Source organism: Nocardioides sp. Bht2 (genome assembly GCF_047308515.1).
Classification (GTDB): Bacteria; Actinomycetota; Actinomycetes; order Propionibacteriales; family Nocardioidaceae; genus Nocardioides.
In genome coordinates this window covers 210,551-237,485 of record NZ_JBLBWI010000004.1, presented here as the reverse complement: position 1 = coordinate 237,485, position 26,935 = coordinate 210,551, and the positions used below count along the sequence as shown (strand labels likewise).

Sequence of the window (26,935 nt, the reverse complement as noted above, 5' to 3'; positions counted from 1 at the left end):
CTGCTGAGCAACCCGCCAGCAGACAACAACGTTGCTTCCACCACCTGAACCCGCCGGCGATTTCAGGGGCTTTTCGTCAGGGACTATCGGGAGCGAGGCAGGAAGCGGTGAGTTCGCGGACTCGGATCGGTGGCGTTGCCCTGGGCTGTGACGGCGGCCCTAGCCGGGAAGAACCCCGCCCTCAAATGGCGATCGTCCCCGACGTGATGGCGCAGACGGAGTGTCGGCAGCCGGAACGTCAGGGACGATCGGAGTGGAGCGGGTCAGCGTGCGGCGAGAAGCTCCGCGATCTGCACGGTGTTCAGAGCCGCACCCTTACGCAGGTTGTCGTTGCTGATGAAGAGCGCCAGGCCGCGACCGGCCGGGGCACCTTCATCGGCACGGATCCGACCGACGTAGGACGGGTCCTTACCGGCGGCGTGCAGCGGGTTGGGGATCTCCGCCAGCTCGACGCCGGGGGCGTCGGCGAGCAGTTCACGCGCGCGCTCGGGCGAGATCGCGGAGGCGAACTCGGCGTTCACCGCGAGCGAGTGGCCGGTGAAGACCGGGACCCGGACGCAGAGACCCGAGACCAGCAGCTCCGGGATACCCAGGATCTTGCGGGACTCGTTGCGGAGCTTCTGCTCCTCGTCGGTCTCGTTCAGGCCGTCCTCGACCAACGAGCCCGCGAACGGCAGCACGTTGTAGGCGATGTTCCGCTTGTAGACGCCGGGCTCACCGAGCGAGACGGCCTCGCCGTCGTAGGCGAGCTCGGTGGCCTTGTCGCCAGCCGTCGTGATCTGCGTCATCAGCTCCTCGACGCCGGCCACACCGGAGCCGGAGACGGCCTGGTAGGTCGAGACCACGAGACGGGTCAGACCGGCCTCGTCGTGCAGCGGCTTGAGCACCGGCATCGCAGCCATCGTGGTGCAGTTCGGGTTGGCGACGATCCCGCGCGGGATCGAGTTCAGCGCCTCCGGGTTGACCTCGGCCACCACGAGCGGGATGTCGGCGTCCTTGCGGAAGGCCGACGAGTTGTCGACCACGATCGCGCCGGCAGCGGCGAACTTCGGCGCCAGCGCCTTCGAGGTGGCACCACCCGCGGAGAAGAGCGCGATGTCCAGGCCGCTCGGGTCGGCGGTCGCAGCGTCCTCGACGGTGATCTCACGGTCGCCGAACTGCAGCACCTTGCCCGCGGAGCGAGCCGAGGAGAAGAAGCGGATCTCGTCAGCCGGGAAGTTCCGGTCCAGCAGGATCTGGCGCATCGCCACACCCACCTGGCCGGTCGCCCCGACAACACCAATACGTACGCCCATGATTAGCGCCCCGTCCCGCCGTAGACCACGGCCTCAACTTCGCTGGCGTCCAGGTCGAACGCCGTGTGGGTGACCTGGACCGCCTTGTTGACGTCCTCTTCGGCCACGACCACCGAGATCCGGATCTCGGAGGTGGAGATCATGTCGATGTTCACACCCGCCTCGGCGAGCGCGCTGAAGAACTGCGCGGTGATGCCGGGGTTGGACCGCATGCCGGCGCCGACCAGCGAGAGCTTGCCGACCTTGTCGTTGAAGATGAGGCGGGCGAAGCCGACCTCGTCCTGCAGCTTGGTCAGCGTGTTCAGCGCCGTCTGGGCGTCGGTGCCCGGGAGCGTGAAGGAGATGTCGGTGAGGTTCGTGGAGGCAGCCGAAACGTTCTGCACGATCATGTCGATGTTGATCTGTGCGTCAGCCAGGGCGGTGAAGATCCGCGCGGCCTCGCCGACCTTGTCCGGGACGCCGACGACGGTGATCTTGGCTTCGCTGCTGTCGTGCGCAACGCCGGCGATGATGGCCTGTTCCATGGTGTTTCCCTCCGTGGGGTCCTCGACGACCCAGGTGCCCTCCAGCTGGCTGAAGGAGGAACGCACGTGGATCGGGATGTTGTAGCGACGGCCGTACTCGACGCACCGCAGGTGCAGGATCTTGGAGCCGCTGGCAGCCATCTCGAGCATCTCCTCGAAGGAGATCTTGTCGAGCTTGTGCGCGGCGGGGACGACGCGCGGGTCGGCACTGAAGACGCCGTCGACGTCGGTGTAGATCTCGCAGACGTCGGCCTCGAGGGCTGCGGCGAGTGCGACGGCGGTGGTGTCGGTGCCACCGCGGCCGAGCGTGGTGATCTCCTTGGTGTCCTGGCTGACACCCTGGAAACCGGCCACGATCACGATGTGACCGTCGGCGAGGGCGGAGGAGATCCGGCCCGGCGTGACGTCGATGATCTTCGCCTTGCCGTGCACCGAGTCGGTGATCACGCCGGCCTGCGAGCCGGTGAAGGAGCGGGCCTCGTAGCCGAGGTCGGAGATCGCCATCGCGACCAGCGCCATCGAGATCCGCTCGCCGGCAGTGAGCAACATGTCCATCTCGCGGGCCGGCGGCAACGGGCTGACGCCGCTGGCCAGGTCCAGGAGTTCGTCAGTGCTGTCACCCATCGCGGAGACGGCCACGACGACGTCGTTGCCCTGCTTCTTGGTCTCCACGATTCGCCGGGCCACCCGCTTGATCGCGGCGGCGTCAGCGAGGGAGGAGCCGCCGTACTTCTGCACGACAATGCCCACGGATCTGCCTCTCGACTTGAGTCTCATGTACACCGGGGCCAGGCGATATACGGGCCCCGCACGAGAATCCTACCGAGCCTGGGTACCGCTCTCCTCAAGCATCTCATCAGCGGCCGCCACCTGCTCGGCCTCGACCTCGAAGACCGTGTCGAGACGGTCGTGGGTGAGGATCGACTGCAGGGCGCGCAGAACGCCGCTGGCCTCGGTCCCCCAACTGGCCACGTAGGAGAACTGCCACCACCACAGCGCCTCGTCGACACGGCCGGCCCGGAAGTGCCGAAGACCGTGCGCCAGGGCGGTGGCGATGCTGGTGACGTCGTCGGAGATGACCGAGGAGACCACCTCGACCTCCCCGTAGGTGTCGAAGACCTCCGAGTAGACGTCCACGCCGTCGAGCATCTGGGCGAAGCGCAGCCGCAGCTCGTCGAGGTCCGGGTCCGGCCCGGCGTCGGGCTGGAACTCCTCGTGGGTGACGAAGTCGGCCTGGACGCCGAGACGGGCGCCGGCGAGCAGCACCTGGGAGATCTCCAACAGCAGCAGCGAGATCGCGCGGCTGCCGTCGTTCTCCCGGGCGATCGCCTGGACCGCGACGAGGAAGCTCTCGATCTGGTCGGCGATCTGTTGCGCGAACTCGTCGATCTCGAACTCTGAGGTCATTCGGCTGCCCTTCTTCCCGCGAACGCACGGCCCAAGGTGACCTCGTCGGCGTACTCGAGGTCTCCACCCACCGGTAGTCCACTAGCCAGCCGCGTGATCCGCAACCCCAACGGCTTCAGATTCCGGGTGAGGTACGTCGCGGTCGCCTCGCCCTCGAGGTTGGGGTCGGTCGCCAGGATCACTTCGGTGATCTGACCGTCGGCGAGCCGGGTCAGCAGCTCCCGGACCCGCAACTGCTCGGGGCCGATGCCGTCGATCGGCGAGATCGCGCCGCCGAGGACGTGGTACCGCCCCCGGAACTCGCGGGTCCGCTCGATCGCGACGACGTCCTTGTACTCCTCGACGACGCAGATCACCGAGGGGTCACGACGCGGGTCGCGGCAGATCCGGCATTGCTCCTCTTCGGAGACGTTGAAGCAGGTCGCGCAGAACTTCACCCGCTGCTTGACCTGGACCAACACGTCGGCCAACCGGCGGACGTCGGCCGGGTCGGCCTGCAACAGGTGGAACGCGATCCGTTGAGCGCTCTTGGGCCCCACCCCCGGCAACTGGCCGAGTTCGTCGATGAGGTCCTGGACGATGCCTTCGTACACGCGACCCTCAGAAACCGAGCCGTGGTGCGTCGCCGCCGCCACCGAGGGCGTCGCCGAGACCACCCAGGCCACCGAGGCCGGAGGTCAGCGGGCCCATCTTCTCCTTGGCCAGCTCCTCGGTGCGCGCCTTGGCGTCACGCCAGGCAGCGACCAGCAGGTCGGCGAGGTCGTCCAGGTCGTCGACGTCGTTACCGTCGAAGGAGCCCGCCTTGATCGAGACACCGAGCAGGTCACCGGCGCCGTTGAGCTTGACGGTGACGGCGCCACCGGCGACAGTGCCTTCGACCTCTGCCTCAGCCAGGCTGGCCTGGGCCGCCATCAGCTGCTGCTGCATCTGCTGTGCCTGCTGGAGGATCGACCCCATGTCGAACCCTCCCTCACCGAACGGGTTTTGAGTCATGGTGTGCCTCCCGGCTCAGTCGTGCTTGATCTCTTGGATGACGGTGGCGCCGAGGGTCCGTTCGATGAGTTCGCGTCCGGCCATGCCGGACTCCTCCATCTCCGGGTCGTCGCTACTCGCTTCAGCATCCCGGTCGAACGACGCCGAGTCGGCGACCGAAGGTCCGTCACCGGCGACCCGGGTGGCGCTGATCGCAGCTCGTGCCGCCGCCGTCGGGTCGAAGCCCGGGTCTTCCAGGGGCGGCGGTTCGTTGGCCCAACCGGGAGGCTCAGGGGCCGGCTCGGGTGGCACCGGGTTGCTCTCCGGCTGCGCGGACGGCGCCTCGTCGCGTGGCGGTGCGCTCGGCGGGGCAGGGCGGCTGGCTGCGGGTGCCTGGTCACCGACGCGTGCGCCGGGATCGACGATCGCCTCGATCCGCCACTCGCGGCCGATCACGTCGCGCGCTGCCTGCTGCACGATCTCGGTGCTGCCGCCGTTGACGAACGACTCGCGGGCTCCGGAGTTCACGAAACCGAGGGTGAGGGTGGCGTCGTCGACGGCGACCACCTGCGCGTTCTCGGTGAGGTGGATCCAGGTGACCCGACGCCGGCCCTTGGTGTTGTTGACGACGTCCGGCCACAGCTGGCGGACCTCGGCCAGGGAGAGACCCGAGGCGGTCGGCTGTCCGGGTGCAGGCGTGACCGGAGCTGGAGCAGGAGGAGCCGGTGGGGCGGTCGGCGCCGGGGCGCTCGCCTCCTGGGTCGGCGCTGCGGCAGGCGTGGCCGGGTGATCGGCACCGGGCTGCTGAGCGGCGGGCTGCTCAGCCGGGTGGGCCTGCGGCTCCGGCTGGTGCTGCATCGGCTGGTGCGGCGCCGCGGGCGGACCGGTCCGCAGCTCAGGGCGGTCGCCGAAATCGCTGGTGGCTGCCGCCGGAGCGGCGGGGGCTGCCTGGCCGGGCACCGGCCCACCGGTGGCGCCCGGGGCCGCTGCCTGCGGCCATCCGTCGTCGGTGGCCGGAGGGGCGGCCGGAGGTGCGGCCGGAGGGGCGGCCGGAGCTGGCGGCGCAGGAGCGGCCTGCGGAGCGGGCGCCTGGGCCACAGCCGCCGGAGGGGCGATGGAGGCCTGGGGCTGCTGCGGCGCCGTTTGACTGTTGCGCAGCGCGGCCCGGGCGGAGGCCAGCGAGCCGGGCTCCTCGCCAGCGGGCTGGTGGGGCGCGGCGGCGACAGGCTGGCCGGCGGGCGCCGCGTGGGAATGGGTACCGGCCGACGGAGCCGCCCCGGCGACGGAGCCGAGCCGCTCCAGCCGCTCGATCCGGGCCAACAGGCCCTCCGTGGCGTGGTCGGCGGCGGGCAGCAGCACGCGGGAACAGACAAGCTCCAGCAGGAGCCGGGGTGCGGTCGCGCCGCGCATCTCGGTGAGGCCCGCCGCGAAGAGGTCCGCGGCGCGGCTCAACGAGGCGACACCGAACCGGTTGGCCTGCGCCGTCAACCTCTCGGCGGCGTCCGCGGGCAGGTCGATCAGGCCGGTGGCTGAAGCGTCCGGAACGGCCGCGATGATCACCAGGTCACGGAGTCGACGGAGCAGGTCCTCGGTGAACCGGCGTGGGTCCTGCCCGGTCTCGATCACCTTGTCGACGACGCCGAAGACACCGGCGCCGTCGGCCGCCGCGAAGGAGTCGATGATCTCGTCGAGGAGTGAGTCGGGCGTGTAGCCGAGCAGTCCGGTGGCGAGCCGGTGGGTGACGCCCTCCGGCCCCGCGCCTCCGAGCAACTGGTCCAGCACGGAGAGCGTGTCGCGGGCCGAACCGGCACCGGCCCGGACCACCAACGGCAGTGCGGCAGGCTCGATCGCGACGCCTTCACGCTCACAGAGCTCGCCGAGGTAGTTCGAGAGCAGCCGCGGCGGGATCAACCGGAACGGGTAGTGGTGGGTGCGCGAGCGGATCGTCGGCAGCACCTTCTCCGGCTCGGTGGTGGCGAAGATGAAGCGCAGATGCGGCGGCGGCTCCTCGACGAGCTTGAGCAGCGCGTTGAAGCCCTGCGGGCTCACCATGTGCGCCTCGTCGATGATGTAGACCTTGTACCGGCTCTTCACCGGAGCGAAGAACGCCTTCTCGCGCAGGTCGCGGGCGTCGTCGACACCACCGTGTGAGGCGGCGTCGATCTCGATGACGTCGATCGAGCCGGGACCGCCGCGGGCCAGGTCACGGCAAGACTCGCACTCACCGCACGGGTCGGCGATCGGCGCTCGTTCACAGTTGAGGGCGCGCGCCAGGATCCGGGCCGACGTCGTCTTGCCACAGCCGCGTGGGCCCGAGAACAGGTACGCGTGGTTGACCCGGTTGTTCGCCAGTGCGGCGCGCAACGGCTCGGTGACGTGCTCCTGGCCGATCACTTCGGCGAAGGTCTCCGGGCGGTAGCGGCGGTAGAGGGCGAGCGGTGCTTCCACTCTCTGAACCCTAGGGCATGGCCCCGACAAGGGCGCCGTTGCGAGCGATGTTCGGGGCGTGCTGTGGCAAGGCGGACGCCCGAGACGTGGCGGAGCCACGGCGAGGAAGGACAACGCCGCCCCAGTGCGGGCCGAGCATCGCGCAGTAGGCGCGATTGGCGGGGACGTGCCCTTCAGGCATGGCCCCGACAAGGGCGCCGTTGCGAGCGATGTTCGGGGCGTGCTGCGGCAAGGCGGACGCCCGAGACGTGGCGGAGCCACGGCGAGGAAGGACAACGAAGACGAAAAGGCCCCCCGCGTACCCGACAGAGCTCACCTGCCCTTGCTGCCTTCCGGCCCTGGGGGAGTTCAGCGAGATGCCGCCACGCGGGGGGTTGCGCAGGAGTCTAGGCGAGCCCTGCCGTCAGCCCAAGACGAGGGGCCCCGGACCGACCCCGAGCCCCGCCTGGACCGACCCGAAATAGGAGGCCGATTTCCGCACCTCGACCAGGACCGGTAATCTTCGCGGCGGAGGTATCGCCTAGTGGCCTATGGCGCTCGCTTGGAAAGCGGGTTGGGTTAACGCCCTCGGGGGTTCGAATCCCCCTACCTCCGCCACCAGACCTGATCAGGTCACCAGAATGCGCCCGCGGCTCGCGGGCGCATTCTGCATTTCGGTCCTGGAAGCTCGGCTCTTCTCAGAAGGCCCAGCCAGGTTCCCGCTGCCGATCCTCGACGTCGGATCGGTCCTCGCTGCCCGGCACAGGTCCCATCCACACGGACCCCCTCCCAACGCGCTTGCCCGGTTTGCTCAAATGTTGGCATCGCCAACCGATAGGACCGGCAGGCGACGACTGGGAGGGAGTGTTCGTGGGTCAGGCACGCCGCACCGTCGATCGCGCCTCCGAGCAGACGACACCTCCGCTCAGCCATGCGGTGCTCTGGGCCCTCGGCGCCGCCGTCATCTATGCCGCCGCGATCGCTCTCGGCCGGGCCACTCGGGTCGCCGGCAGCGAGATCGCCCTGATCTGGCCGGCGGCCGCCGTAGCCGTGCTCTGGGTGAGCCATGCCCGAGCGGCGCCGCGGCGCGGCATCTTGGTCGCGAACTGCCTGCTGCTGGCCGTCGTCTCCGCAATCACCAGCGTGGCCACCGGCTCGGTGCTGGACTCGGCGATCTGGTTCGCCTTCGTGAACCTCGTCCTGGCCGTCAGTACCTCGATCCTGTTGACCGGCCGCGAGGTCCAACCGCCCCAGCTCAGGGACCCTGCCGACCTGGCCCGACTGCTGCTCGCGACCGCCGGCGGCAGCCTGATCGCCGCCACGATGGCCACCGCCTACTTCGCCGTCACCCTCGGCAGCTCCGGTCTGCACACCACCTTCGCGATGTTCGCGGTCCGCAACGGGGTCGCGATCCTGGCCGGGGTCGCCGTCGCGATCAAACTCCGCGAGAGCGCTTGGCGGCCCAGCTACACCTCCAAGAAGCGCCTGCTGGAAGGGATCGCAGCGGTCGGCTTCGCGGCCGCCACTCTGGCCGCCGTCTTCTGGACCTACTCCCACCTCCCACTGGCATTCGTCTGCCTGGTGCCAGCGATGTGGATCGCGCTGCGCTACTCCACCACCGTCAGCACCGTCTTTCTGCTCGCTGCAGGGGTCTTCATCGTCTGGACGACGCTCGCGGGCCACGGGTTCGACGTCGACACCTCACCGATGGTGCGTGCATTGCTGGCCCAGTGCATGGTCGGCAGCCTGACCTGCGTGGTCCTGGCACTCGCGCTGTTCCGCGACTCCCGGGTCGCTCTGGTCGCCGAACTCGAGGCCGCCGAGGCACGGGCCCTCGCCGACGCCGACTTCCTGGCCGGTGTCCTCGACGCCGCCACCGAGCAGTCGATCATCGGCACCGACCCCACCGGCGCGATCACCGCGTTCAACCACGGCGCCGAGCTGATGTTGGGCTGGCGGCGCGACGAGATGATCGGGCGCAACGCCACCACACTCCACCTGCCAGCCGAGCTTCAGGCCCGATCTACCGAACTGGGTGTGGCACCGGGATTCGACGTCTTCTCCACCAGCGCTCGGCCGGGGCGCGCCAGCGTTCGGGAATGGACCTACCTGCGACGCGACGGCACCCATCTCTCGGTGAGCCTCGCCGTCACCGCGACGGCTGGCCCTGACGGCGAGCACACCGGCTACATCGGCGTCGCCACCGACATCACCGCACGCAAGCGCGCCGAAGCGGACCTGCAATGGCTCGCCCTCAACGACCCGCTGACCGGGCTCGCCAACCGTGCACACTTCATGAACGAGCTCCGCGCGGCGCTCGACCCCGCGAGCGGGAACTCCCGCACCGGCCTGGTCTACCTCGACCTGAACGGGTTCAAGCTCGTCAACGACGGCTGGGGCCACGCCGAAGGCGACCGGCTCCTGGTCGAGGTCGGCGATCGACTCACCCGGATCGCCGGGTTCGACCGGACCGTGGCCCGTCTGGGCGGCGACGAGTTTGCCGTGCTGTGCCATGACGCCGCCGACGAGGCAGAGCTCGACCGCCTCGCGCGCCTCATCGAAGCGGAGTTGGAACGGCCCTACGAGCTTGCCGACGGCCAGACGTTCGACGGCCTCTCGGCCAGCCTGGGCGTCGCGCTCGGCGACTCGGGCTGCGAATCGACCGTCTTGATCGAGCAGGCGGACCAGCGGATGTACGCCGCGAAGCGGGCCCGCCGGGCCGCCCTCCCGCCGCCCGAGCGCCAGGCCGTAGGCCGCTGACCAGGGTTCGCTAGGCCTTCGAACGTGCGGGGCTGATCTCGACAAGCTCGATCAACGGAAGACACGCTCGACCAACGGAAGACACGCTCAACCAACGGAAGACACGCTCAACCAACGGAAGACACGCTCAACCAACGGGAGACACGCTCGACCAACGGGAAGCCGTCAGCGTCGGCGCGCCAGCAGTGGCCGCACCAGGAGCGCCAGCACCAGCGCGCCACCGGCGCCGAGGCCCCACCAGCGCATCGAGTGCCGGGCATCCGCCAGCGCGTCGTCGGGTCGCTGCGGCGCGGTGAGCTCCTCGGGTGCCTCCCGGACCACGGGAGGCGTCCGCAGAGTGCCGTCGCGGGTGACGTCGAGGTCCGCGGTCAGGGCGGCGACCGGCTGGATCATCCCGTTGCCGTCGAGCGCCTCGTTGCGGTAGCCGCCACGCGCCGTCGCCTCGATCCGGGTGCGAACCTGGGCGGCGGTGATCCTCTCACCGGCGAACGCGTCGAAGACCAGGGCCGCCAGCCCCGCCACCTGGGGCACCGCCCAACTGGTCGCGACCGCGGTCAGTTCACAGGTCTGCCCCTCCGGGCCGAGGGTGACCAGGCCGGTACCGGGCGCGGAGACGTCGACCGACGGGCCCGTCGTGACGGCGCTAGTCGGCACCGAACCATCGGCGTCGGCGGCGGTCACCGTCAGCACGCCGTCCAGGCGCCCCGGGTAGGGCACGCGGTCCTCCCCCGGCCGGAACGCGTTGCGGGCCTTCTCCGCCTCGGTCTCGCCGAGGGTGCGGTTGCCGGCTGAGGCGACCACCAGGATCCCCGCCCGCTGGGCCTTCTTCACCGCCCGGGTCAACGCCGGATCGGGGCCGGTGATCGAGAGCGAAATGCTGATCACCTTGATGTTCTGGCTCTTTCGGAGCCGGATCGCCTCGTTGATCCCGGCCGCGACGTTCTTCGCCTCGACCCCGGTCAGGTTGTCGTCGGAGAACGCGGCGACCACGTCCGCGCCGCCGTCCGCGATCCGGATCGGGACGACGTGGGCGCCCGGCGCCACGCCGATCGCTCGGGCCGGCCGGTCAGCCGTCGCCGGCACCAGGCCGGAGACCAACGCCGCGGTCTGGGTGCCGTGCGCGTCGTAGAGCTTGGACTTGGTACCGGCCACCGGGCTGCGCACGGCGACCGCGTTGATCCGGGCGGCCATCGAGCCTCCGGGAACCAAGGTCGGGTCGAGCCCGGTGTCGAGTACCGCGACGCCGACCCCGGTACCGGTGGCGATCCGGTGCGCCTCCGGCAGCCGCAGCCGCTCGGCGAGCGTGCTGGTGGCGCGGGTGTCGCTCGGCGCCGGGTTGTAGTCCCGGTCCGGGCGGGCCGGTTGGCAGGTCTGCTCACCGACCTGCGCCTGAGCGTCGCCGGTCGTCCCGGCGAACGGCACCACGCCACTGACGCTGAGCGCCAGGACGGCGGCGACACTTCCGGTCACGGAAGTACGGGTCAACCGCATGTCATCTGCTGCTGAGCGAGGTCGGGGGTCCCGAGGGCCAACTCACGGGACAGCTCGGGTCCGCAGGAACCGATCAACTCGATCCAGGCGTCCGGCACGGTCGGCGGATCGTAGGAGCCGTAACCGAGGCTCGCCGCCGTCTCCCCGGCCGGGCCACCGAGGGGATAGCGCCGCCCCGAGGAGTCGATCAACCACGGCTGACCGCCAGTGCGGTCGCCGTGGTCCGCACCCAGGACGTAGGCCCCGCGGGCCGTCGCCACGTCGACCGCGATGCCCTCCGCGACCTCGGCCGCACTCGCTTCGGGGACCGGGGCGGTGGCCAGCACCGCGTAGGTCTCGGTATCGGCGGAGGTCGCCATCACCACGCAGAGCTCGTTGGCGCCGCGGTTGGTCGGGTCCAGGTCGGTTGCCGCCGGCGCCCGGCCCGGCCACCCGTTCGGCGCAGCCACGGTGCGGGTGGTCATCGGTCCACTGCTCCTGTGCTCGCTGGAGCCGCCGAGCGCACCGTAGATCAGCTCGGCGAACGGGTCGAGCGGCATCGGCCCGTCAGCGCCGAGCAGGTACAGCTGCCCACTCGCCTCGACGACGTCGCCGACCGAGAAGCCTGCCTCCATGTAGTCGGCAGCGCCGCCACCCGAGACCGGGAAACTGGTCAGGTCGAGGGCCGCCCCCTCGGGGACCAGGTTGAGCCACGCGGGGCTGACCGTGCCGAGTTCCTCCACCCCGCGCAACGCGTTGGTGATCGCCGTCCGGGGCGCCTCGTCACCCGGCAGTGCGAGACGTCGCGCCCCACGGTCGGTCTGCACCACCAGGTAGTAGGTGGCGTCGGCACCACTCGACCGCACCACCGCGGCGCCGCTCGGGGCCGGGATGGCCAACCGCGGGTCGTCGTCGATCCTCAGCCGCATCCCGGCACCACCGACGGCGCAGCTGGTCCAGCCGTTGCTGACCAGCGCTTCGGACTCGGGCGGGTCGTCCGGAGCGCCGAAGATGCCGATCGAGTCGCCACCGACGTACTTGTTGATCTCGTCCTGCTTGACCGTGCGCAGGTCGTATCCGGCGCCGAGGATCAGCATGCCGGAGGTCACGTTCACCAGGCGGCGTGGACTGTCCCCGCTCTCCAGAATCACGTACGGCGTACCGCGCTCCTTGGAGATCACCATGCCCGGCTCACGCCAGTCGGCCGGTGTCGGAGGCCGGAAGAAGCCGGCGATCGCCGCACCCGCCAGCAGCAGCACCGAGAGTGCGATCCCGCCGACCAGCGCTCGTCCGGGACGGACCGGTTCCACCTCGCGGCCACCTGGCGCGCCGCTGAGGAACGCCGTCACCAGCCGTCGCCGACTGAAGGCATGCGCCTCGACCAGATCACGCTTGGTGGACATCGCTCACCCGACCAGGCCGATAGCGACCACCGTGAGCGGGAGCAACGCCACCAGCGCAGCCACCTCGGCGACGTCGCCCGACCGGCCACGCCGGATCGCCTGGCTGCTCGGCACCAGGGTGAACGCCAACAGGACGGCGCCGCATCCCGCCAGGACCACCGCCACCGACGGCTGCCAGTCCGGGTGCAACACCAGCACGGAGGCGGCGGTCACCAGCAGACCGAGCACGCCGGAGGCCAGCCCCAGCAGCACCTGGGAGCCCGCGCGGTACTGCCGGGTGCGCAACATGACGACCACGCTCGCGGCGACGACCAACAGGGTCCCGGCCCAACCGAGCCCGACCGCCATCGGTGCGATCAACACCAGCAGCGCACCCACGGTCGCCGAGATCGCGAGCAGGAGTTCGTGCCCGAGAACGGCATCGCGCCGCACCAGATCGGGGTCGATCGGCGTCGGTTCCGAGGTGATCTCGCTGTGCGTGATGATCTGCTCCACCCGGGTGCTGGTAGCGCTCAACGCCAACCAGGGCAGCAGACTGCCCGCCACCACGACCGCGGCGAGAACGACCGTGAACGCCTCGGCGACGTCGGCGATGTCGGCCGCATCCATCACCAGTCCGCTGGCGGCGAAGATGCTGCCGACGACGACGGCGGGGATCACCAACACCCGCCCGGCGTCCAGACCGGCCACCGCCGCGATGCCGGCGATCAGGGCACCCGCCCCGGCCGCGGCGATCGTGATCGGGTCACTGAGCACCCGGTCGGGGACCGCCATCACGCCGGCCACGGCAGCGTACCCGGCACCCATCCAGGCCAGGCAGATCGCGGCTTCGCGCTCTCGCTGGGCGCGACTCAGGGTGACACCACCGACGACGAGCAGCCCGGCGATCACCGCAGCCGCGACGGCGCCCAGGTCGGAGTCGCGTTGCAACAGCAGCGCGAAGGCGCCGAGTGCCAACAGCAGACAGGCCGCCGTCAACGCGGTCCGTCGGCCTGCCGCCGGCGACCACGGCGTCAGGTCGCGCTCGACCGCATCGGCCATCGCCTCGACGACATCGTCGTAGACGCGTGGCGCCTTCTCCTCAACACCGGCCGTGACGGTGAGCAGACCGCCGTCCTCGATGCCTTGGATGGTGAGGCCGGCGTTGCTGGCCAGCCGACGGCCGTCGGGAGCGACCAACTGGTAGCCGCCGTAGACGGTGGCGGCGTCGAGAAGCCCGACGCTGCGGGCGAGTTCTGGTACCAGTTCGGCGACCGGGACCGATCCCGGTAGTACGAGGTCGACGCGGCGAGACCCTGACGCGACGGTCACGCGCACCATTCCGGAGGCCCCCGTTGAGGGCGCGGCCTGGGACATTCCTCTCCCATCCATCATCAGTTTCCCGACGGAGCCGCGGCCCCGATGCCAGCAGAGTGCAGCCTAGGGCATCGCCCGGCCGCACCCTGCTGTCTCTGTCGTTGGGCGCCCCCTCAGTCGAGGACGGCTCCGCCGACCTCTTCATCGCCGAGCCAGCTCTCGTCGTCGGCGAAGGCCATCGAGTCGCGCTCACCGTCCCGCTCGTTCCGCTTGCCACCGCGGCCCCCGGTGCCGGCCGCTGCCGCGCCACGGCGTCCGGCGCCACCCTTGGTGCCGTTCTGCCCCGGCGTGAGGCCGGACCGCGTACCGCTGCCGGGGCCACGCCCTGCAGCGGCGGTGCCGGTACGACCGGTGGCCGACTGACCCGGGGTCATCCCTGGGCGACCGAGAGTGCTGCTGCCCGGCTTGGCGGTGCTCCGGCCGAGTTGCGCCGGGGTCCCGGGCGCCAGGCCGCGCAACGGCGTACCTGCTCTGGTGGCGGCCAGAGCAGCCCCAGTGCTCACCACACCGGCACCGAGCCCGGTGACCGCACCGGGTCCGGGACCACCCGGGGCGACCGGCGAGACCGGAGCCGTCGGCACGTTCGGAACGCTGGGCGTCGTCGGCCGGATCGGGTTGGTGGGATGGGTCGGGGTGGTGTTGTCGGTGTCGTTGGGCTCCGGCCAGGTGGGCAAGGGATCGACCGGGGTCGGCTCGCCGATCGTCGGCGGCTTCACCCCAACCGGCTCGATACCGGTCGAGGTCCTCGGCGGGGTGGCGATCACATGCGCGGGCGGCGCGGTGCTCGTGCCCGGGCCCTGGCCCTTGCTGCTCGGCGGGGTGTACCGCTCAGGGGTCCGCTCGCCGGTGATCTCACGCAGGATCACCGCGACCCCTTCGAGTTCGGTGTCGAACTTGGTCAGCGCGGCGTGCGACTCCTGCTCACGCACGGCTAGACGTTGGGTCTGTGCGGCCTGGTGCGACTTGCGCATGTCGACCAGGTCGACATCCTCCATCCGCACCGCACCCGGTGAGAAGGCGCCGATCGCTGGCGACAACGAGGTGTTCTTCACCGCCGTGATCGCCACGTTCGCCTTGTTCAGAGCCGTGACCGCGCGCTCCACCTCGACGATCCGGTCCTGGACCTGGCCGGCGATCTTGCGGTAGGCGAGTGCTGCCTGCGGCCCGGCGCCGCTGAGCGTGGCGTCCGCCTCCAAGGCGGCGGCCTGGCCCTCCAGGCCGTTCTTCACCTTGGTCAGGATCGCGCGGGCCGACGCCCAGCCCTGAGCAGCTTTGGCGATCTCGTTCTCGTCGGCACCCGCGATGGTGGCCGCGAGGCGGCGCTCCACAGCACCCGCGTTGGGCGCCGTCCCGGCGTCGCACGTCATGACGACTCCCCTCCGGTCGGCAGATTCTCGTTGCGGGACTGCTGTCCTGCCTGTTCGGCCCGGTGACTGCTCTGGACGCCGGCGATCGCATTGAGCACGGTGGCGTTCAGGCTGTCCTGGTCCTCGGCATCGGCCACACAGAGCTTGAGCTGGTGGGCGAAGTCGAGGAGGTCGCTGTTCACCCCGGTCAGCACGTCGCTGACGATGGTGTGGGCGAGCGTGTGCAGTTCGGCGACCTCACCGGCATGGCCGTAGTCACCGAGGCGGACGGTGCTGACGTGCACCGGCACCTTCTTGAAGTCGGCGTCGTCGATCAGATCTGCGGCCAGCGTCTCGGTGCGGGTGGCGACGGCTTCGACCGCCTGCGGGTCGACCCGCAACTCAGCGGAGACCGCGCCCGGTAGATCATCGATGGCTGCCTTCATCGGAACCCAGAAAGACAAGGTTCAACTCCCCTGTGCGATGAATGGATAGAGAGCCACGAGGAAGGTGCTCGACAGGTTCAGCCGAGCACCCGTCGCGGCGCGGTCACCAGGCGAAACGCTTGGCGTTGTTCGCCTCGGTGGACATGTACTCCTCCTTGGAGAGGTTCACCGCCTTGGCGATCCCCTGAAGCGCGAGGTTCATGTCCGCCATGCCCTTGTCCCACTCGGCGCGGCAGGCGTCGAAGGCGTCGGAGTCCTTACCGCTCCACTCCGCCTTGCGGGCCTCCATCCGCTTCTCCATGTCGTTGATCTTCTGCTCCAGCGCGGCTGCCGCGTTGAGGATGTCACCGGCGCTCGCGTCGAGTGCTTCGTAGCCGACCTTGAGGTCACCCAGGTTGCCCATTGTCTTGTCTCCTAAGGAATGTGGTGGTGGAAGGACAGATCAGCCGAGGCCGGCTGCGTAGCGGTTGAAGCCCTGCTCGACGCTGTCTTCGGTGGAGGTGTACTCCGCCTCGACCGCGTTGAGCTCGTCACGGAAACGCTGCAGCGCGGAGAGGGTGCGCTTCGACGCCTCGTCCCAGCGCTGGATGGTGGCCTGGAAGGCCGTTCCACCGCGCCCGACCCACTCGGTCTCCAGACGAGCCAGCTTGCCGCGCAACGTGGCGATGTCGGCGGTGCTCTCGTCATAGACCTGCTCGACGTCCTTGGCGGACTGCAGGAGGACTTGTTCGGACTTGGAGATGCTCATCGATCTGTCCTTTCCCCGTGACGGATCCACCCGCCCGAGACTTCATGGAGAGCCGGACTGCCGTTCAGCCCGGCACCTTCAGGGATACCCGGGCTCAACGGGGCTAAACCTGGGAGACGCGATTTCCACAGGCCCGCTCAGCGGGCGCGCCAACCGCCCGAGAACTTCCGACACGGGCCACTAGGGTGGCTGGCAGTTCCGTTCGTCGGCCTCTCGGGAGAAGACAGATGCGCCTCGGCACCTTCGCTCTAGCGACCCTGCTCGGTGTCGGGCTGCTCGCCGGCTGCAGTGACGACGAGAAGCCGGATGCCGGCCCCACCGGTCCCCCGACCAGTAGCTCCAGCAGCTCCGGCAGCACCGGACCCGCGTCGCCGGATGGCGGAGCGAGCAGCGAAGCGCCGCCGGCCGGAACCACCGTGCAGCGGCCCGCCTACAGCTTGTCGGTGGACGGCGCCTGGCAGGTCGACGACGTCACCGGCGACGCCAACGACCTGTGGGCGGTGATCGAGGGCGACCCGTTGGCCAACCTGGCGATCACCGAACTCCCGCTGGAGCCGATGCCGACGCTCGACAAGCTGGTCCCGCTGGGCAAGAACCTGATGAGCGGTGCCACCCGGGTCGAACGAACCCCCGACGGCAGTGTCGCGGGCGAGCCCGCCTTCGGTTTCGAAGGCCGTGCCAACGGCTACTCCCGGATCGTGATCGGGGCCAGCCACAAGGGTTCCTTCTTCACCATCGCCCTGGACCATCCCGGCACCCCTGCCGAGGCCCGGACCGCGATGACGGCGATGCTCGCCAGCTGGCGTTGGCGCTGAACCGGCACCGACCGCGGGTCGCTCAGGTCTGCATCTCCCAGAGCACCCGGAACGCCCCGCTGGCCACCATCAACGCGCCGATCGCGAAGGCTCCACAGAGCACCTCACCGATCTCCGCACGCCGCGCCCACCGCACCGAACGCCATCCCCGGCCGGTCGCGATCGCCGCAGCGACGAGCGCCAGGCCGATCACCGTGGCAGCGCCGATCCCCCACCAGCGTGCCTGGACCGAGGCGTCGGTGATCAGGTGCCACGAGAGCACCGCCCAGCAGTAGATCCCTGCCCAGCGCAGGGCCGCGCGCGCCATCGCGTGGCGCAGGTTGCGAGCAGCGAGGAGGAGACCGCCACCGACGAAGAAGACCAGTGCCGCGGCGCCGATGTCGTCGACACCGAGAGTGGCCGTGGCCAACAGCGCGGGAGCGGCGATCCCTGCGACGGCGGCGATCAACAGCCCGGCTGTGTTGACGACGATCGCACCGGTCGCCAACAGGTCCTCGACCATCCGTGGCGCAACCACGGTGCGGCGCCGCTTCTGCGGCCGCACGTCACGCGCCGACCAGGCGGTGATCGCCAACCGTTCCAGGTCGACGAGCAGTTGATCCGGAACGTCGACGGCCAGCATCGGCACGAACCGGCAGGCCAACAGCGTGGCCAGCAACAGGATCGCCCAGTGCGCGGCGGCGCTCGCGCCGGTCAACGTGGTGAAGGCCGTCAACGCGAAACAGACCAGACCCGCCGCCATCCAGACCTCGGCGACCTCGCGCCGTCCGGTGTCCAGGGCCCGCGCCACACCTGCCGCCACCGCGGCCACCAGGGCGCTGACGCCGACCGTGACCGGAAGGTGCACCGCACCTGGCTCGTAGACCAGCGCGAAGGTGCCGGCCGCAGCGAAGAGCGGGGCCCCGGCCGCGCGTTGCGCCTGGTGCTGTCCGACCGGCACCACCCCCAAGAGGGCGGCAGCGCTCAACACCACGACGGTGATCCGTTGCTCGGTCGACTCCGAGCCGGCGACCAGGACGGCAGCCAGGACGCCGATCAGGCCGGCGGCGATGGCGACGAACAGGTGGACCGGAGAAGTGGTCGGGCGATCGTCGTCGAGGCGGACCTGCTCGGTCGGCGCCGCTCGCCGCGTGGGCGTGGCAAGGCCGAGCGCCACCAACAACGCGCCGGCCTCGACACCGGCAGCGGCCAGCGAACGGTCGTGCGGCAACTGCCGGCCGCGCGTCGTGCTCAGCTGGAGAGGTGCCCGGTGACCGGTCTGGTTGGCGTATTCGCGCAGCACATCGGCGGCGGCCGCCCCTGCGGGCACAGCAAGGTCGAGCGACCCGACCGGGCCATACACGGTGACCGAGACCGTGTCGGTGCTGGCAACGCCTGACACGACGCACCCCCTCGTGAGTTCTGCGGGCAGCGTAGTACGCCGAAGGCAAGGTTGTGTCGACGCGTTCTCGTAGGATCGTCGTCGCCGGGCTGTCGACCCCGGCGTCTCGGACTCCTCGACGAAGGTGACCAGTGACCACACTGCGTAGCGGCACCCGCCTCGATCCACCGGAAATGCCCTCCGGTCAGATCAAGCTGCAGCCACCCCCTGAGCTGCAACAGCACGAGGGCGTCGGCCAAGCCATGATGATGGCGATCCCGATGCTGGGCAGTGTGGGTTCGATCCTGTTGGTCGCCACGATGAGCACCGGCGGTTCGGGTGCCCCGTCGTCCTCGCGCTTGCTGATCACCGGCGGCATGTTCCTCTTCGCCACCCTCGGTTTCATCGGCGTCCAGATCGACCGGCAGCGCAAGCAGCGCCAGCAGCAGGTCGTCGGGTCGCGCACCGAGTACCTGCGCTATCTGGCCACGATCCGCAAGGTGGCCCGCGACGCCGCCGACCAGCAGCGGGCCGCCCTCACCTGGCACCACCCCGACCCCGCCGCCCTGCCCGCGCTCGCCGAGGACCGCACCCGGCTCTGGGAGAACGGCTCGAACGATCCGCAGTTCCTCCATGTCCGCTACGGCCTGTCGGTCCAACCCCTCTCCCTGGAGCTGGTCCCGCCCGAGAGCGCACCGGTGGAGCAGGTCGACCCGACCGCGGCGAGTGCGCTGCACCGACTCCTGGTCGTGCACCGGGTCCAGCCGAACCTGCCCGCCTCGATCGACCTGCGCGCCTTCGACCGGGTCGAGCTGACCGGCCCGGAGGAGAACAGCCGCGCCTCCGCACGTGCCCTGCTCTGCTCCGCGGCGGCGTTCCACAACCCGGAGAACCTGCTCATCGCGGTGCTCTGCCACCCCCGCCACCTGCCCGAATGGGACTGGTTGAAGTGGCTGCCGCACAGCCTCAGCAGCCACCAGGGCGACGCGGTAGGCCCCCGCCGGATGGTCACCACCTCGCTCGACGACCTCGGCGCGATGTTGCCTCCCGACCTCAGCGAACGGCCCCGGTTCGGTGCCGACGAGGCCGGCGCGACGCCGCACATCCTGCTGGTCGTCGACGGCGTCGACCTGCCGCCGGGCAACCACGTGATCCCGCCCGACGGCCTGCACGGCGTGACCCTGCTCGATCTCCCCGAGCAGTGGGACGAGCTGGACGACCCGTCCCGGCTGCGGATGCAGTTCGAGGCGGCCGCTCCCGAGAACGGCAAGGCCCCGGTAACCGCGCTGCGACTGCGTGCCGAACCGATGCGCGGCCTCGCCGACCAGATGGACCTCGCCACCGCTGAGGCGTTCGCCCGTCGGCTGGCCCCGCTGAACACGGTCGGGCTCGGCACCGAGGCCGGCGAGGCCACCGGGCCGACCGACTTCATGGATCTGCTCGGCCTCGGCGACGTGCACACCTTCGAGACCGACAGCGCCTGGCGATCGCGTCCCTCGCGCGACCGGCTCCGGGTACCGATCGGGGTCAGCGACAACGGCACCCCGATCCACCTCGACATCAAGGAGTCCGCCCAGCAGGGCATGGGGCCGCACGGTCTGGTGATCGGCGCGACCGGCTCCGGCAAGTCCGAGTTCCTGCGCACCCTGGTGCTCGGTCTGGCGATGACCCACTCGCCCTCCCAGCTCAACATGGTGCTGGTCGACTTCAAGGGTGGTGCCACCTTCGCGGGCATGTCCGAGATGCCACACGTCTCCGCGGTGATCACCAACCTCGCTGAAGAGCTCACCCTGGTCGACCGGATGCAGGATGCGCTCTCCGGCGAGATGGTGCGCCGCCAGGAACTGCTCCGCGCCGCCGGCAACTACGCCTCGATCCGTGACTACGAGAAGGCGCGCGCTGCGGGCGAGGACCTCGCACCGATGCCGTCGCTCTTCATCGTCGTCGACGAGTTCTCCGAGATGCTCTCCGCCAAGCCGGAGTTCATCGACCTCTTCGTCGCCATCGGTCGCCTCGGCCGCTCCCTCGGCCTGCATCTGCTGCTGGCCAGCCAGCGGCTCGAGGAAGGCCGGCTCCGCGGTCTGGAGTCGCACCTCTCCTACCGGATCGGTCTGCGGACCTTCTCCGCCGTCGAATCGCGCACCGTGCTCGGCGTGCCGGACGCCTACGAGCTCCCCGCCGTTCCCGGCCTGGGCTACCTCAAGCCCGATCAGTCCACTCTGCTCCGGTTCAAGGCCGCATACGTCTCCGGGCCGCCGTCCGGGCGGCGGCCGGTGCGTCGTGACGAGGGCGGCAACCTCCGCGGCATCCTCCCGTTCACGATCGCCGAGGTGACCTCGCTCGAGGTGCCGGACGACGACCTCCCCGTGGTGGCGAGCGCGCCGCAGGGCGAGCAGGACTCACTCCTCGACGTCGCGGTCTCCCGGATGCTCGGCGACGGTGAGAGCGCCCACCAGGTATGGCTCCCGCCGCTCGACGTTCCCGACACCCTCGACGCGCTGATGCCCGACCTGGTCGAGCACCCGCAGCTCGGGCTGGTCTCGCCGAGCTGGCGCGCGCTCGGCGCGCTGACCGTGCCGGTCGGCATCGTCGACCGGCCACGCGAACAGCGCCGCGACACCCTCACCGTCTCGCTGACCGGTGCCGCCGGACATGCCGCGGTGGTCGGTGGCCCACGGACCGGTAAGAGCACCCTGCTGCGGACCATGGTCACCAGCCTGGCCCTCACCACCACTCCGTTGGAGAGCCAGTTCTTCGTCCTCGACTTCGGCGGCGGCACCTTCGCCGGACTGAACGGCCTCCCCCACCTGGCCGGTGTCGCCTCCCGGTCCGAACCCGACGTGGTGCGCCGGATCGTGGCTGAGGTCAAGGGTGTGGTGGACCGACGGGAGAAGTACTTCCGCACCCAAGGCATCGACTCCATCGAGACCTACCGGAGCCGCCGCGCCGACGGCCAGGCCGACGACGGTTTCGGCGACGTCTTCTTGGTGGTCGACGGCTGGAGCACGTTGCGCGCCGACTTCGACGACATCGAGGTCGAACTGCAGAACCTCGCCCAGCGTGGGTTGACCTTCGGCGTCCATCTGATCGTGGCGGCGTCGCGGTGGGCCGACTTCCGCGCTGCGCTCCGGGACCTCTTCGGCACCCGGCTCGAGCTGCGCCTCGGCGACCCGCTCGACTCCGAGGTCGACCGCAAGGTGGCCCAACTGGTGCCGACCGGTCGCCCCGGCCGTGGCTTGGTCCCGGGCAAGCTCCACTTCCTCGGCGCCCTGCCCCGGATCGACGGCGAGATGCGTAGCGACTCCCTCGGCGACGGCGTCGCCGACCTGGTTGCCCGGACGGCCACCGCGTGGCGGGGTCCGAGCGGCCCGAAGGTCCGGCTGCTGCCCGGGAAGGTCCAGTTGGAGTCGATCCGGGAGGCTGCGCCGCCCAGCTCGCGCCTCCTGCTCGGGATCAACGAGAAGGAGCTGGCCCCGGTCGGGCTGGACGCCGAGGCGGAGCCGCACCTGCTGGTGCTCGGCGACGGCCGCTCCGGCAAGAGCGCGATGCTACGCGCGCTGGTCGCCGAGATCGTCCGGACCCGCACCCCGGAGACGGCACAGATCATCGCCGTCGACTACCGCCGCTCGCTGCTCGGCGAGATCCCGGCCGAGTTCCAACTCGACTACCTGACCAGCGCGACCCAGGCGACACCTGCGCTGAAGGATCTGGCCGGCTACCTCACCAACCGGCTCCCCGGCCCGGACGTCACTCCGGAACAGCTCCGTAGCCGGACCTGGTGGACGGGCGCCGAGGCGTGGGTCCTGATCGACGACTACGACCTGGTCGCGACCCAGGCCGGTTCCCCGGTGCACCCGTTGGTGCCGTTGCTGGCCCAGGCCCGCGACGTCGGTTTCCACCTCGTCGTCACCCGGCGGATGGGTGGCGCGGCTCGGGGCATGTACGACCCGGTCCTGCAGACGCTCCGCGATCTGGCCATGCCCGGGATCATGCTCTCGGGCAGCCCGGACGAGGGCGCTCTGCTCGGCAACGTCCGGCCGGTGCTCTCGCCGCCCGGCCGCGGTCGGTTGATCTCCCGCGACCGCGGCGTCGAGGTGGTCCAGCTCGCCTGGACCGACCCCAGCTCAATGTGACCTGAGCGCGGTCGCCAGGCCGATTTCGCCGCCGTCAGGTCACATTGAGCTAGCGGCGACGGCGACCGGTGCCGAACATGCCGCGCGCGATCTCGCGCGCGGCAGTGCGCATGAAGTCCTTGAAGGCACCCGACTGCACGACCTGGTCGACCACCGACTTCTCCGGCTTCGGCGCCTTGCCCGCAGGCTTGCGCTTGGCGAGCTTCTCGGCTTCACGCTGGTGCGGCTCCAACCCGTCGGTGGGCGCGGTGCCCGTTCCACCCGCAGCCTCCGCGGCCGCCTTGTCGGCCCCGGCCTCCAGCTTCTGCGCCAGAATCTCGCGCGCAGACTCGCGATCGATGCTGGTCGCATAGGTCGCGTACAACGGCGAGGCCTTGACGGCGGCCTCCATCGTGGCCGCTTCGGCCGCACCCATCAGCGATTCCGGGGCCCGGAGCCGGGTCCAGGCGACCGGGGTGGGCGCGCCACGCTCGTTCATCACGGTCACGACCGCCTCGCCGATCCCGAGCGAGGTGATCACCGCACCGAGGTCGGCGTAACCGGAGTGCGGGTAGGTGTTGACGGTCTGCTTGAGCGCCTTCGCATCGTTCGGCGTATGCGCCCGCAACTGGTGCTGGACCCGGGAGCCGAGCTGCGCCAGGACGTCGTCGGGGACATCGGTCGGGCTCTGGGTGACGAAGAAGACGCCGACACCCTTGGACCGGATCAGCCGGACCGTCTGGGTGATCTGGGCGAGGAAGTCCTTGGAGGCGTCCTTGAAGAGCAGGTGTGCCTCGTCGAAGAAGAAGACCAGCTTGGGCTGGTCCAGGTCGCCGACCTCCGGGAGGTCGTTGAAGAGATCCGCGAGCAACCACATCAGGAAGGTGGAGAAGACCGCCGGCCGGTCCTGCAGGTTCGGCAACTCGACCAGGGAGATCACCCCGCGCCCGTCAGGGGCCGTCTTGAGGAACTCCGCGGAGTCGAACTCCGGCTCGCCGAAGAAGGCGTCCGCGCCCTGGTCGGAGAAGTTGATCAGCTCGCGCAGGATCACCCCGGCGGTCGCCGACGACAAGCCGCCCAGCTCCTTGAGATCGGCCTTGCCCTCGGCACTGGTCAGGTATTGGACGACGGCGCGCAGGTCGGCCAGGTCGAGCAGCGGCAGGCCCGCCTTGTCGGCGTAGTGGAAGACCAGCCCGAGCGACGACTCCTGGGTGGCGTTGAGCCCCAGCACCTTCGCCAGCAGGACCGGCCCGAACGAGCTCATGGTGACCCGCAGCGGAATGCCGATCCCTTCTCCGCCGAGGGCGAAGAACTCGACCGGGAACTGCTTGGCCTGCCACGCCTGACCGACGCCGGCCGCGCGGGCGGTGATCTTCTCGCCACCTTCGCCGGGGACGCTGACGCCGGAGAGGTCGCCCTTGATGTCAGCGGCGAAGACCGGCACCCCGAGCGTGCTCAACTGCTCGGCGAGCAACTGCAGGGTCTTGGTCTTCCCGGTTCCGGTCGCCCCCGCGACCAGCCCGTGCCGGTTGAGCATGCCGAGGGGGATCCGGACCGGCGTCGGCACCAAGGTGTCGGCGTCCAGCATCAGTCCGCCGAGCTCCAACGCCCTGCCCTCGAAGGCATAACCGGCGGCGACCTGGGCGACGATCGGGTTCTCACTCGTGGCCGGCGTCTCGGGACTCTCGCTCATGTCCCGCACCCTATGCCGCATTCCGGCGTGCGGTCAGCACCTCAGCGATCGGTACTGCCCAGGCCGGCATCGCGCGCGAGGACGATCGCCTCCGGGCGTCCACCGACCTCCAGCTTCGCGTAGATCGCGGAGACGGCGTTGCGGACCGTCTTCTCAGACAGGTGCAGCTCGCCGGCGATCTCGCCGTTGCTGCGCCCGGACGCGATCAGCGCCAGGACCGAGTGCTCCCGCTCGCTCAGTTGAGGGAACGCCGGTGCGGCGGGTGCCGCAGTCCCGCGCGCCAACAGGGCCGCGATCCGCCCGGCCATCGAGGCACCGAAGACCATCCCGCCGGCGGCCGCGGTCCGGATCGCGTGGTGCACCTCTGCCGCGCCGGCGCCCTTGAGCAGGTAGCCGCAGGCACCCGCCCGGATCGCGGCGAGCACCGTCTCGTCGTCCTCGTTCATGGTGAGCATCAGCACCCGGAGTTCCGGACGGCGTCCGAGCAGGAAGCGGGTCGCCTCGATCCCGTCCAGGTTCGGCATCGACACGTCCATCACCACCACGTCCGGCGCGGTCTCGGCGACCACATGCACCGCGTCCCGGCCGTCGGCTGCGGTACCGACCACCTCGACGCCGTCGATCGCGCCGAGCAGCGCCACCAAGCCGTCGCGGACGATCTGGTGGTCGTCGACAACCACTACCGTGATCGACTCCATCACTCGCTCCTCACCGGGATTCGGGCCTCCACTTCGGTACCACCGTCGACACCCGAGCGCACGGTGGCGACCCCACCCAACTCGTCGGCACGCTCCCGGATCGACGACATGCCGACACCCGCCGCGGCGCCGGCCAGGCCGCGGCCCCGGTCCACAACGGTGAGGCGCAGGACACCGTCGGTGATCACGGCCGACACCTCCGCGCGGGTGGTCCCCGCGTGCCGGGCGACGTTGGTCAGCGCCTCGGCGATGATCCGGTAGACGGCCACCTCGACGGCAGCCGGCAACCGCCCGGCGAGGTCGTCGGCGGCCAGGTCGAGGGTCAGCTCCAGCCCTTCACCGAGTTGGCGGATGGCGCCCAACAGCCCGCGGTCGTCCAGCGCCGGCGGGCGCAGGCCGTGCACCAGCCGGCGGACGTCGGCCACCACCTCCTGCATCTGGGCGCTGACGGTGCCGAGCTGATCGGCGATCTCACCGCTTGGCGCGGCGTCGGCACGGAGCCGGAGCTGGGCGGCGTCCAGTTGGAAGACGATGCCGCTGAGTGCCGGACCCAGGCCGTCGTGCAGGTCGCGGCGGATCCGGCGACGCTCCTCCTCGCGGGCCGCGACCAACTGCTCGCGGCTGGCCTGCACCTCGGCCATCAACTGGGTGGTCCGGACGGCGGCTGCCGCCTGTCGGACCAGATCGCCGAGCAGCCGTTCGTCACGTGGCCCGAGCCGCGACCGCACCCCCTTGGCGGGCAGGATCAGCCGACCGACCTCTTGCGCGCGGTACCGGATCGGCAGCTCGCGGACCAGTTGCGGGCGAGCGCCGTGGGTCGCGACCACCGGGTCGCCGTCCGGCCACTCCACCTCGATACTGACGAACCCGACACCGAACGCCGTCGCCACCGCCCGCGCCGCTGCGTCGAGCTGGTCGTGCGGCGTCGCGGCCTCCTCCAACACGGCCGAGAGTCCGGCGAGCGTGTCGTAGCGCTGGCCGCGCTCACCGAGCATCCGGCGGCGCACCCGGGCCGCCAGCCAGGACCGTGCCGGCGAGTAGAGCAGCACCGCCACCGCCAGCACGACGCCGGCCACCTGCGCCCGGCTCAGGCCGTCACCCAACAGTTGGGTCAGTGTCCAGAGCACCGCGACGTCGGCCACGACCAGGACCGCCACCACTGCCGCCAAAACCAGGGTGCGCGCCAACAGGTCGCCAATCGGCACCAGACTGGGGCGCACGATCGCCACCGTCATCGCAGCCGGTGGCAACACGGTCGCCAGGAACGCGCCGAGGTGGTCGCTGGCCGGCAACGGGACCAGCAGTCCGACCACCAGCGCGCCGAGGATGACCACCACACTCCACAGCAACCAGCGCATCTGGTCGCGGACCACGCCGCGCGAGCGGTGGTACCGGACCGCAACGGTGAGCAGCGAGACCAGGAACGCGACCACGCCGACCGCGACCGAGGCGCTGACCAACCGCTCCCCGAACCCGGAGAGCCACGGGACCGTCGTCGGATCGAGGTCGACGCCGTCCGGCAGTCGGTCGACACCGAGCCGTCCCTCCGCCGGGGCGATCAGGACGACCAGGCCGCTGAGCACCAGCATCGCCACCGTGGCCCGAGAGACCCAACCCCAGGCCCCGCTGAGGAAACGCCCGGTCGGGAAGATCATCACCAGGACCGCGGTGACCGCCGTCAGGTAGACCCCGAACCGGTTCAGGAACCAGAGCATCCAGGTCATCGCCGGCCAGGCCTCGGTCTCGCTGAGACCGCTGCGTACGTAGCTCTGCGCGAAGCCGTCGAGCGCCCAGAAGAGTCCGAATCCGGCAAGCGCCCAGCCGAACATCTGATGCCGGTCGTGGCGCAGCACGATCGCGGCGAGGAGACCGAGCACAGCACCGTTCAACGTCCACGGCCACCCGGCGCCGCCGGTGATCTCGACCCCCGGTCCGCCTGCCGGGGCCTGCAGATCCACCCAGATCGAGATCGGCAGCAACGCGATGCAGAGCAGCGGCAACAGGGCGACGAGCCAGCCGGGACCGCCTCGCTCCGCGACCGGATTCCCGGGCACGGAGCGAGTGGAGGACGACACGGCGCCATTGTGCCGCGATTCTCCGGTA

At 70.4% G+C, this 26,935-nt stretch carries 19 protein-coding genes, 1 tRNA gene, 1 other RNA gene and 1 pseudogene; 4 read left to right on the top strand and 18 right to left on the bottom strand.

The genetic code is table 11. The features are described 5' to 3' along the window. Positions 1–263: 263 nt before the first annotated feature. From ACLM5J_RS08860 to ffs, 7 genes are all read right to left on the bottom strand, one after another. The gene (locus ACLM5J_RS08860; RefSeq protein ID WP_413655965.1) at positions 264–1,295 is read right to left on the bottom strand and encodes an aspartate-semialdehyde dehydrogenase; all 1,032 of its coding nucleotides are present in this window, start codon (positions 1,293–1,295) and stop codon (positions 264–266) included. A gap of 2 nt (positions 1,296–1,297) precedes the next feature. Then, on the bottom strand, positions 1,298–2,596 hold the full coding sequence (locus ACLM5J_RS08855; protein ID WP_413655963.1) for an aspartate kinase: 1,299 nt from the start codon (positions 2,594–2,596) through the stop codon (positions 1,298–1,300). Between the two features lie 42 nt (positions 2,597–2,638). Beyond that, positions 2,639–3,226, bottom strand: coding sequence for a DUF5063 domain-containing protein (locus tag ACLM5J_RS08850; protein WP_413655961.1), 588 nt, complete (start codon positions 3,224–3,226; stop codon positions 2,639–2,641). Next, positions 3,223–3,819, bottom strand: a complete 597-nt coding sequence (gene recR, locus ACLM5J_RS08845) for a recombination mediator RecR (protein WP_413655960.1) — start codon at positions 3,817–3,819, stop codon at positions 3,223–3,225. The genes ACLM5J_RS08850 and recR overlap by 4 nt, the downstream gene beginning before the upstream one ends. 7 nt (positions 3,820–3,826) lie before the next feature. Then, on the bottom strand, positions 3,827–4,219 hold the full coding sequence (locus ACLM5J_RS08840; RefSeq protein ID WP_413655959.1) for a YbaB/EbfC family nucleoid-associated protein: 393 nt from the start codon (positions 4,217–4,219) through the stop codon (positions 3,827–3,829). Between the two features lie 15 nt (positions 4,220–4,234). Next, positions 4,235–6,646 (bottom strand): DNA polymerase III subunit gamma and tau, encoded by a 2,412-nt coding sequence (locus tag ACLM5J_RS08835; RefSeq protein WP_413655958.1) that lies wholly within the window; start codon positions 6,644–6,646, stop codon positions 4,235–4,237. A gap of 285 nt (positions 6,647–6,931) precedes the next feature. Continuing rightward, positions 6,932–7,022, bottom strand: an RNA gene (gene ffs / locus ACLM5J_RS08830) — signal recognition particle sRNA small type. Between the two features lie 133 nt (positions 7,023–7,155). On the opposite strand from ffs, the gene ACLM5J_RS08825 reads away from it, so the two are divergent. Beyond that, positions 7,156–7,243, top strand: a tRNA-Ser gene (locus ACLM5J_RS08825). A gap of 252 nt (positions 7,244–7,495) precedes the next feature. Beyond that, positions 7,496–9,385, top strand: coding sequence for a diguanylate cyclase domain-containing protein (locus tag ACLM5J_RS08820; RefSeq protein ID WP_413655956.1), 1,890 nt, complete (start codon positions 7,496–7,498; stop codon positions 9,383–9,385). A 165-nt stretch (positions 9,386–9,550) separates the two neighbouring features. Here ACLM5J_RS08820 and ACLM5J_RS08815 read toward each other — a convergent pair. The 7 genes and pseudogenes from ACLM5J_RS08815 to ACLM5J_RS08785 all read right to left on the bottom strand — a co-directional run. Further along, positions 9,551–10,582: pseudogene (locus ACLM5J_RS08815) on the bottom strand (S8 family serine peptidase); the annotation flags it as partial. A gap of 284 nt (positions 10,583–10,866) precedes the next feature. After that, positions 10,867–12,258 carry a type VII secretion protein EccB gene (locus ACLM5J_RS08810; protein WP_413655954.1) on the bottom strand — a complete coding sequence of 464 codons (1,392 nt, stop codon included), beginning with the start codon at positions 12,256–12,258 and terminating at the stop codon, positions 10,867–10,869. A gap of 3 nt (positions 12,259–12,261) precedes the next feature. Continuing rightward, positions 12,262–13,578, bottom strand: coding sequence for a type VII secretion integral membrane protein EccD (gene eccD / locus ACLM5J_RS08805; RefSeq protein WP_413655953.1), 1,317 nt, complete (start codon positions 13,576–13,578; stop codon positions 12,262–12,264). A gap of 149 nt (positions 13,579–13,727) precedes the next feature. Next, positions 13,728–14,981: a hypothetical protein gene (locus ACLM5J_RS08800; protein ID WP_413655951.1), complete on the bottom strand. Its 1,254-nt coding sequence runs from the start codon at positions 14,979–14,981 to the stop codon at positions 13,728–13,730. Continuing rightward, the gene (locus tag ACLM5J_RS08795; protein ID WP_413655950.1) at positions 14,978–15,424 is read right to left on the bottom strand and encodes a hypothetical protein; all 447 of its coding nucleotides are present in this window, start codon (positions 15,422–15,424) and stop codon (positions 14,978–14,980) included. Before ACLM5J_RS08795 ends, ACLM5J_RS08800 begins: the two co-directional genes overlap by 4 nt. A gap of 85 nt (positions 15,425–15,509) precedes the next feature. Continuing rightward, the gene (locus ACLM5J_RS08790) at positions 15,510–15,809 is read right to left on the bottom strand and encodes a WXG100 family type VII secretion target (protein WP_343994219.1); all 300 of its coding nucleotides are present in this window, start codon (positions 15,807–15,809) and stop codon (positions 15,510–15,512) included. A gap of 39 nt (positions 15,810–15,848) precedes the next feature. Next, on the bottom strand, positions 15,849–16,154 hold the full coding sequence (locus tag ACLM5J_RS08785; RefSeq protein WP_413655948.1) for a WXG100 family type VII secretion target: 306 nt from the start codon (positions 16,152–16,154) through the stop codon (positions 15,849–15,851). Positions 16,155–16,381: 227 nt separating this feature from the next. Between ACLM5J_RS08785 and ACLM5J_RS08780 the strand changes: the two genes are divergently transcribed. After that, entirely contained in the window at positions 16,382–16,969 is a 588-nt protein-coding gene (locus ACLM5J_RS08780) for a hypothetical protein (protein WP_413655947.1), read from the top strand. Positions 16,970–16,991: 22 nt separating this feature from the next. Here the strand turns inward: ACLM5J_RS08780 and ACLM5J_RS08775 are convergent, their stop codons facing one another. Then, positions 16,992–18,350: an EsaB/YukD family protein gene (locus ACLM5J_RS08775; RefSeq protein WP_413655946.1), complete on the bottom strand. Its 1,359-nt coding sequence runs from the start codon at positions 18,348–18,350 to the stop codon at positions 16,992–16,994. Positions 18,351–18,481: 131 nt separating this feature from the next. Here ACLM5J_RS08775 and eccCa point away from each other — a divergent pair, with 131 nt between their 5' ends. Further along, a complete protein-coding gene (gene eccCa / locus ACLM5J_RS08770) occupies positions 18,482–22,462 on the top strand; it encodes a type VII secretion protein EccCa (RefSeq protein ID WP_413655945.1) in 3,981 nt (1,326 codons plus the stop codon). A 49-nt stretch (positions 22,463–22,511) separates the two neighbouring features. On the opposite strand, the gene ACLM5J_RS08765 is transcribed toward eccCa, so the two are convergent. Genes ACLM5J_RS08765 through ACLM5J_RS08755 form a run of 3 tightly spaced genes read right to left on the bottom strand, consistent with a single transcriptional unit; the run spans position 22,512 to position 26,907 of the window. Continuing rightward, entirely contained in the window at positions 22,512–24,134 is a 1,623-nt protein-coding gene (locus tag ACLM5J_RS08765; RefSeq protein ID WP_413655943.1) for a helicase HerA-like domain-containing protein, read from the bottom strand. A 41-nt stretch (positions 24,135–24,175) separates the two neighbouring features. Then, positions 24,176–24,832 (bottom strand): response regulator, encoded by a 657-nt coding sequence (locus tag ACLM5J_RS08760; protein ID WP_413655941.1) that lies wholly within the window; start codon positions 24,830–24,832, stop codon positions 24,176–24,178. Next, positions 24,832–26,907 carry a sensor histidine kinase gene (locus ACLM5J_RS08755; protein WP_413655939.1) on the bottom strand — a complete coding sequence of 692 codons (2,076 nt, stop codon included), beginning with the start codon at positions 26,905–26,907 and terminating at the stop codon, positions 24,832–24,834. The genes ACLM5J_RS08760 and ACLM5J_RS08755 overlap by 1 nt, the downstream gene beginning before the upstream one ends. Positions 26,908–26,935: the final 28 nt, after the last annotated feature.

Bases quoted from the DNA above. Each gene is read 5' to 3' on its own strand.
- ACLM5J_RS08860 (WP_413655965.1), bottom strand. From the start codon at position 1,295: ATGGGCGTACGTATTGGTGTTGTCGGGGCGACCGGCCAGGTGGGTGTG.
- ACLM5J_RS08855 (WP_413655963.1), bottom strand. From the start codon at position 2,596: ATGAGACTCAAGTCGAGAGGCAGATCCGTGGGCATTGTCGTGCAGAAG.
- ACLM5J_RS08850 (WP_413655961.1), bottom strand. From the start codon at position 3,226: ATGACCTCAGAGTTCGAGATCGACGAGTTCGCGCAACAGATCGCCGAC.
- ACLM5J_RS08840 (WP_413655959.1), bottom strand. From the start codon at position 4,219: ATGACTCAAAACCCGTTCGGTGAGGGAGGGTTCGACATGGGGTCGATC.
- ACLM5J_RS08810 (WP_413655954.1), bottom strand. From the start codon at position 12,258: ATGTCCACCAAGCGTGATCTGGTCGAGGCGCATGCCTTCAGTCGGCGA.
- eccD (WP_413655953.1), bottom strand. From the start codon at position 13,578: ATGGTGCGCGTGACCGTCGCGTCAGGGTCTCGCCGCGTCGACCTCGTA.
- ACLM5J_RS08800 (WP_413655951.1), bottom strand. From the start codon at position 14,981: ATGACGTGCGACGCCGGGACGGCGCCCAACGCGGGTGCTGTGGAGCGC.
- ACLM5J_RS08790 (WP_343994219.1), bottom strand. From the start codon at position 15,809: ATGGGCAACCTGGGTGACCTCAAGGTCGGCTACGAAGCACTCGACGCG.
- ACLM5J_RS08785 (WP_413655948.1), bottom strand. From the start codon at position 16,154: ATGAGCATCTCCAAGTCCGAACAAGTCCTCCTGCAGTCCGCCAAGGAC.
- ACLM5J_RS08780 (WP_413655947.1), top strand. From the start codon at position 16,382: ATGCGCCTCGGCACCTTCGCTCTAGCGACCCTGCTCGGTGTCGGGCTG.
- ACLM5J_RS08765 (WP_413655943.1), bottom strand. From the start codon at position 24,134: ATGAGCGAGAGTCCCGAGACGCCGGCCACGAGTGAGAACCCGATCGTC.
- ACLM5J_RS08760 (WP_413655941.1), bottom strand. From the start codon at position 24,832: ATGGAGTCGATCACGGTAGTGGTTGTCGACGACCACCAGATCGTCCGC.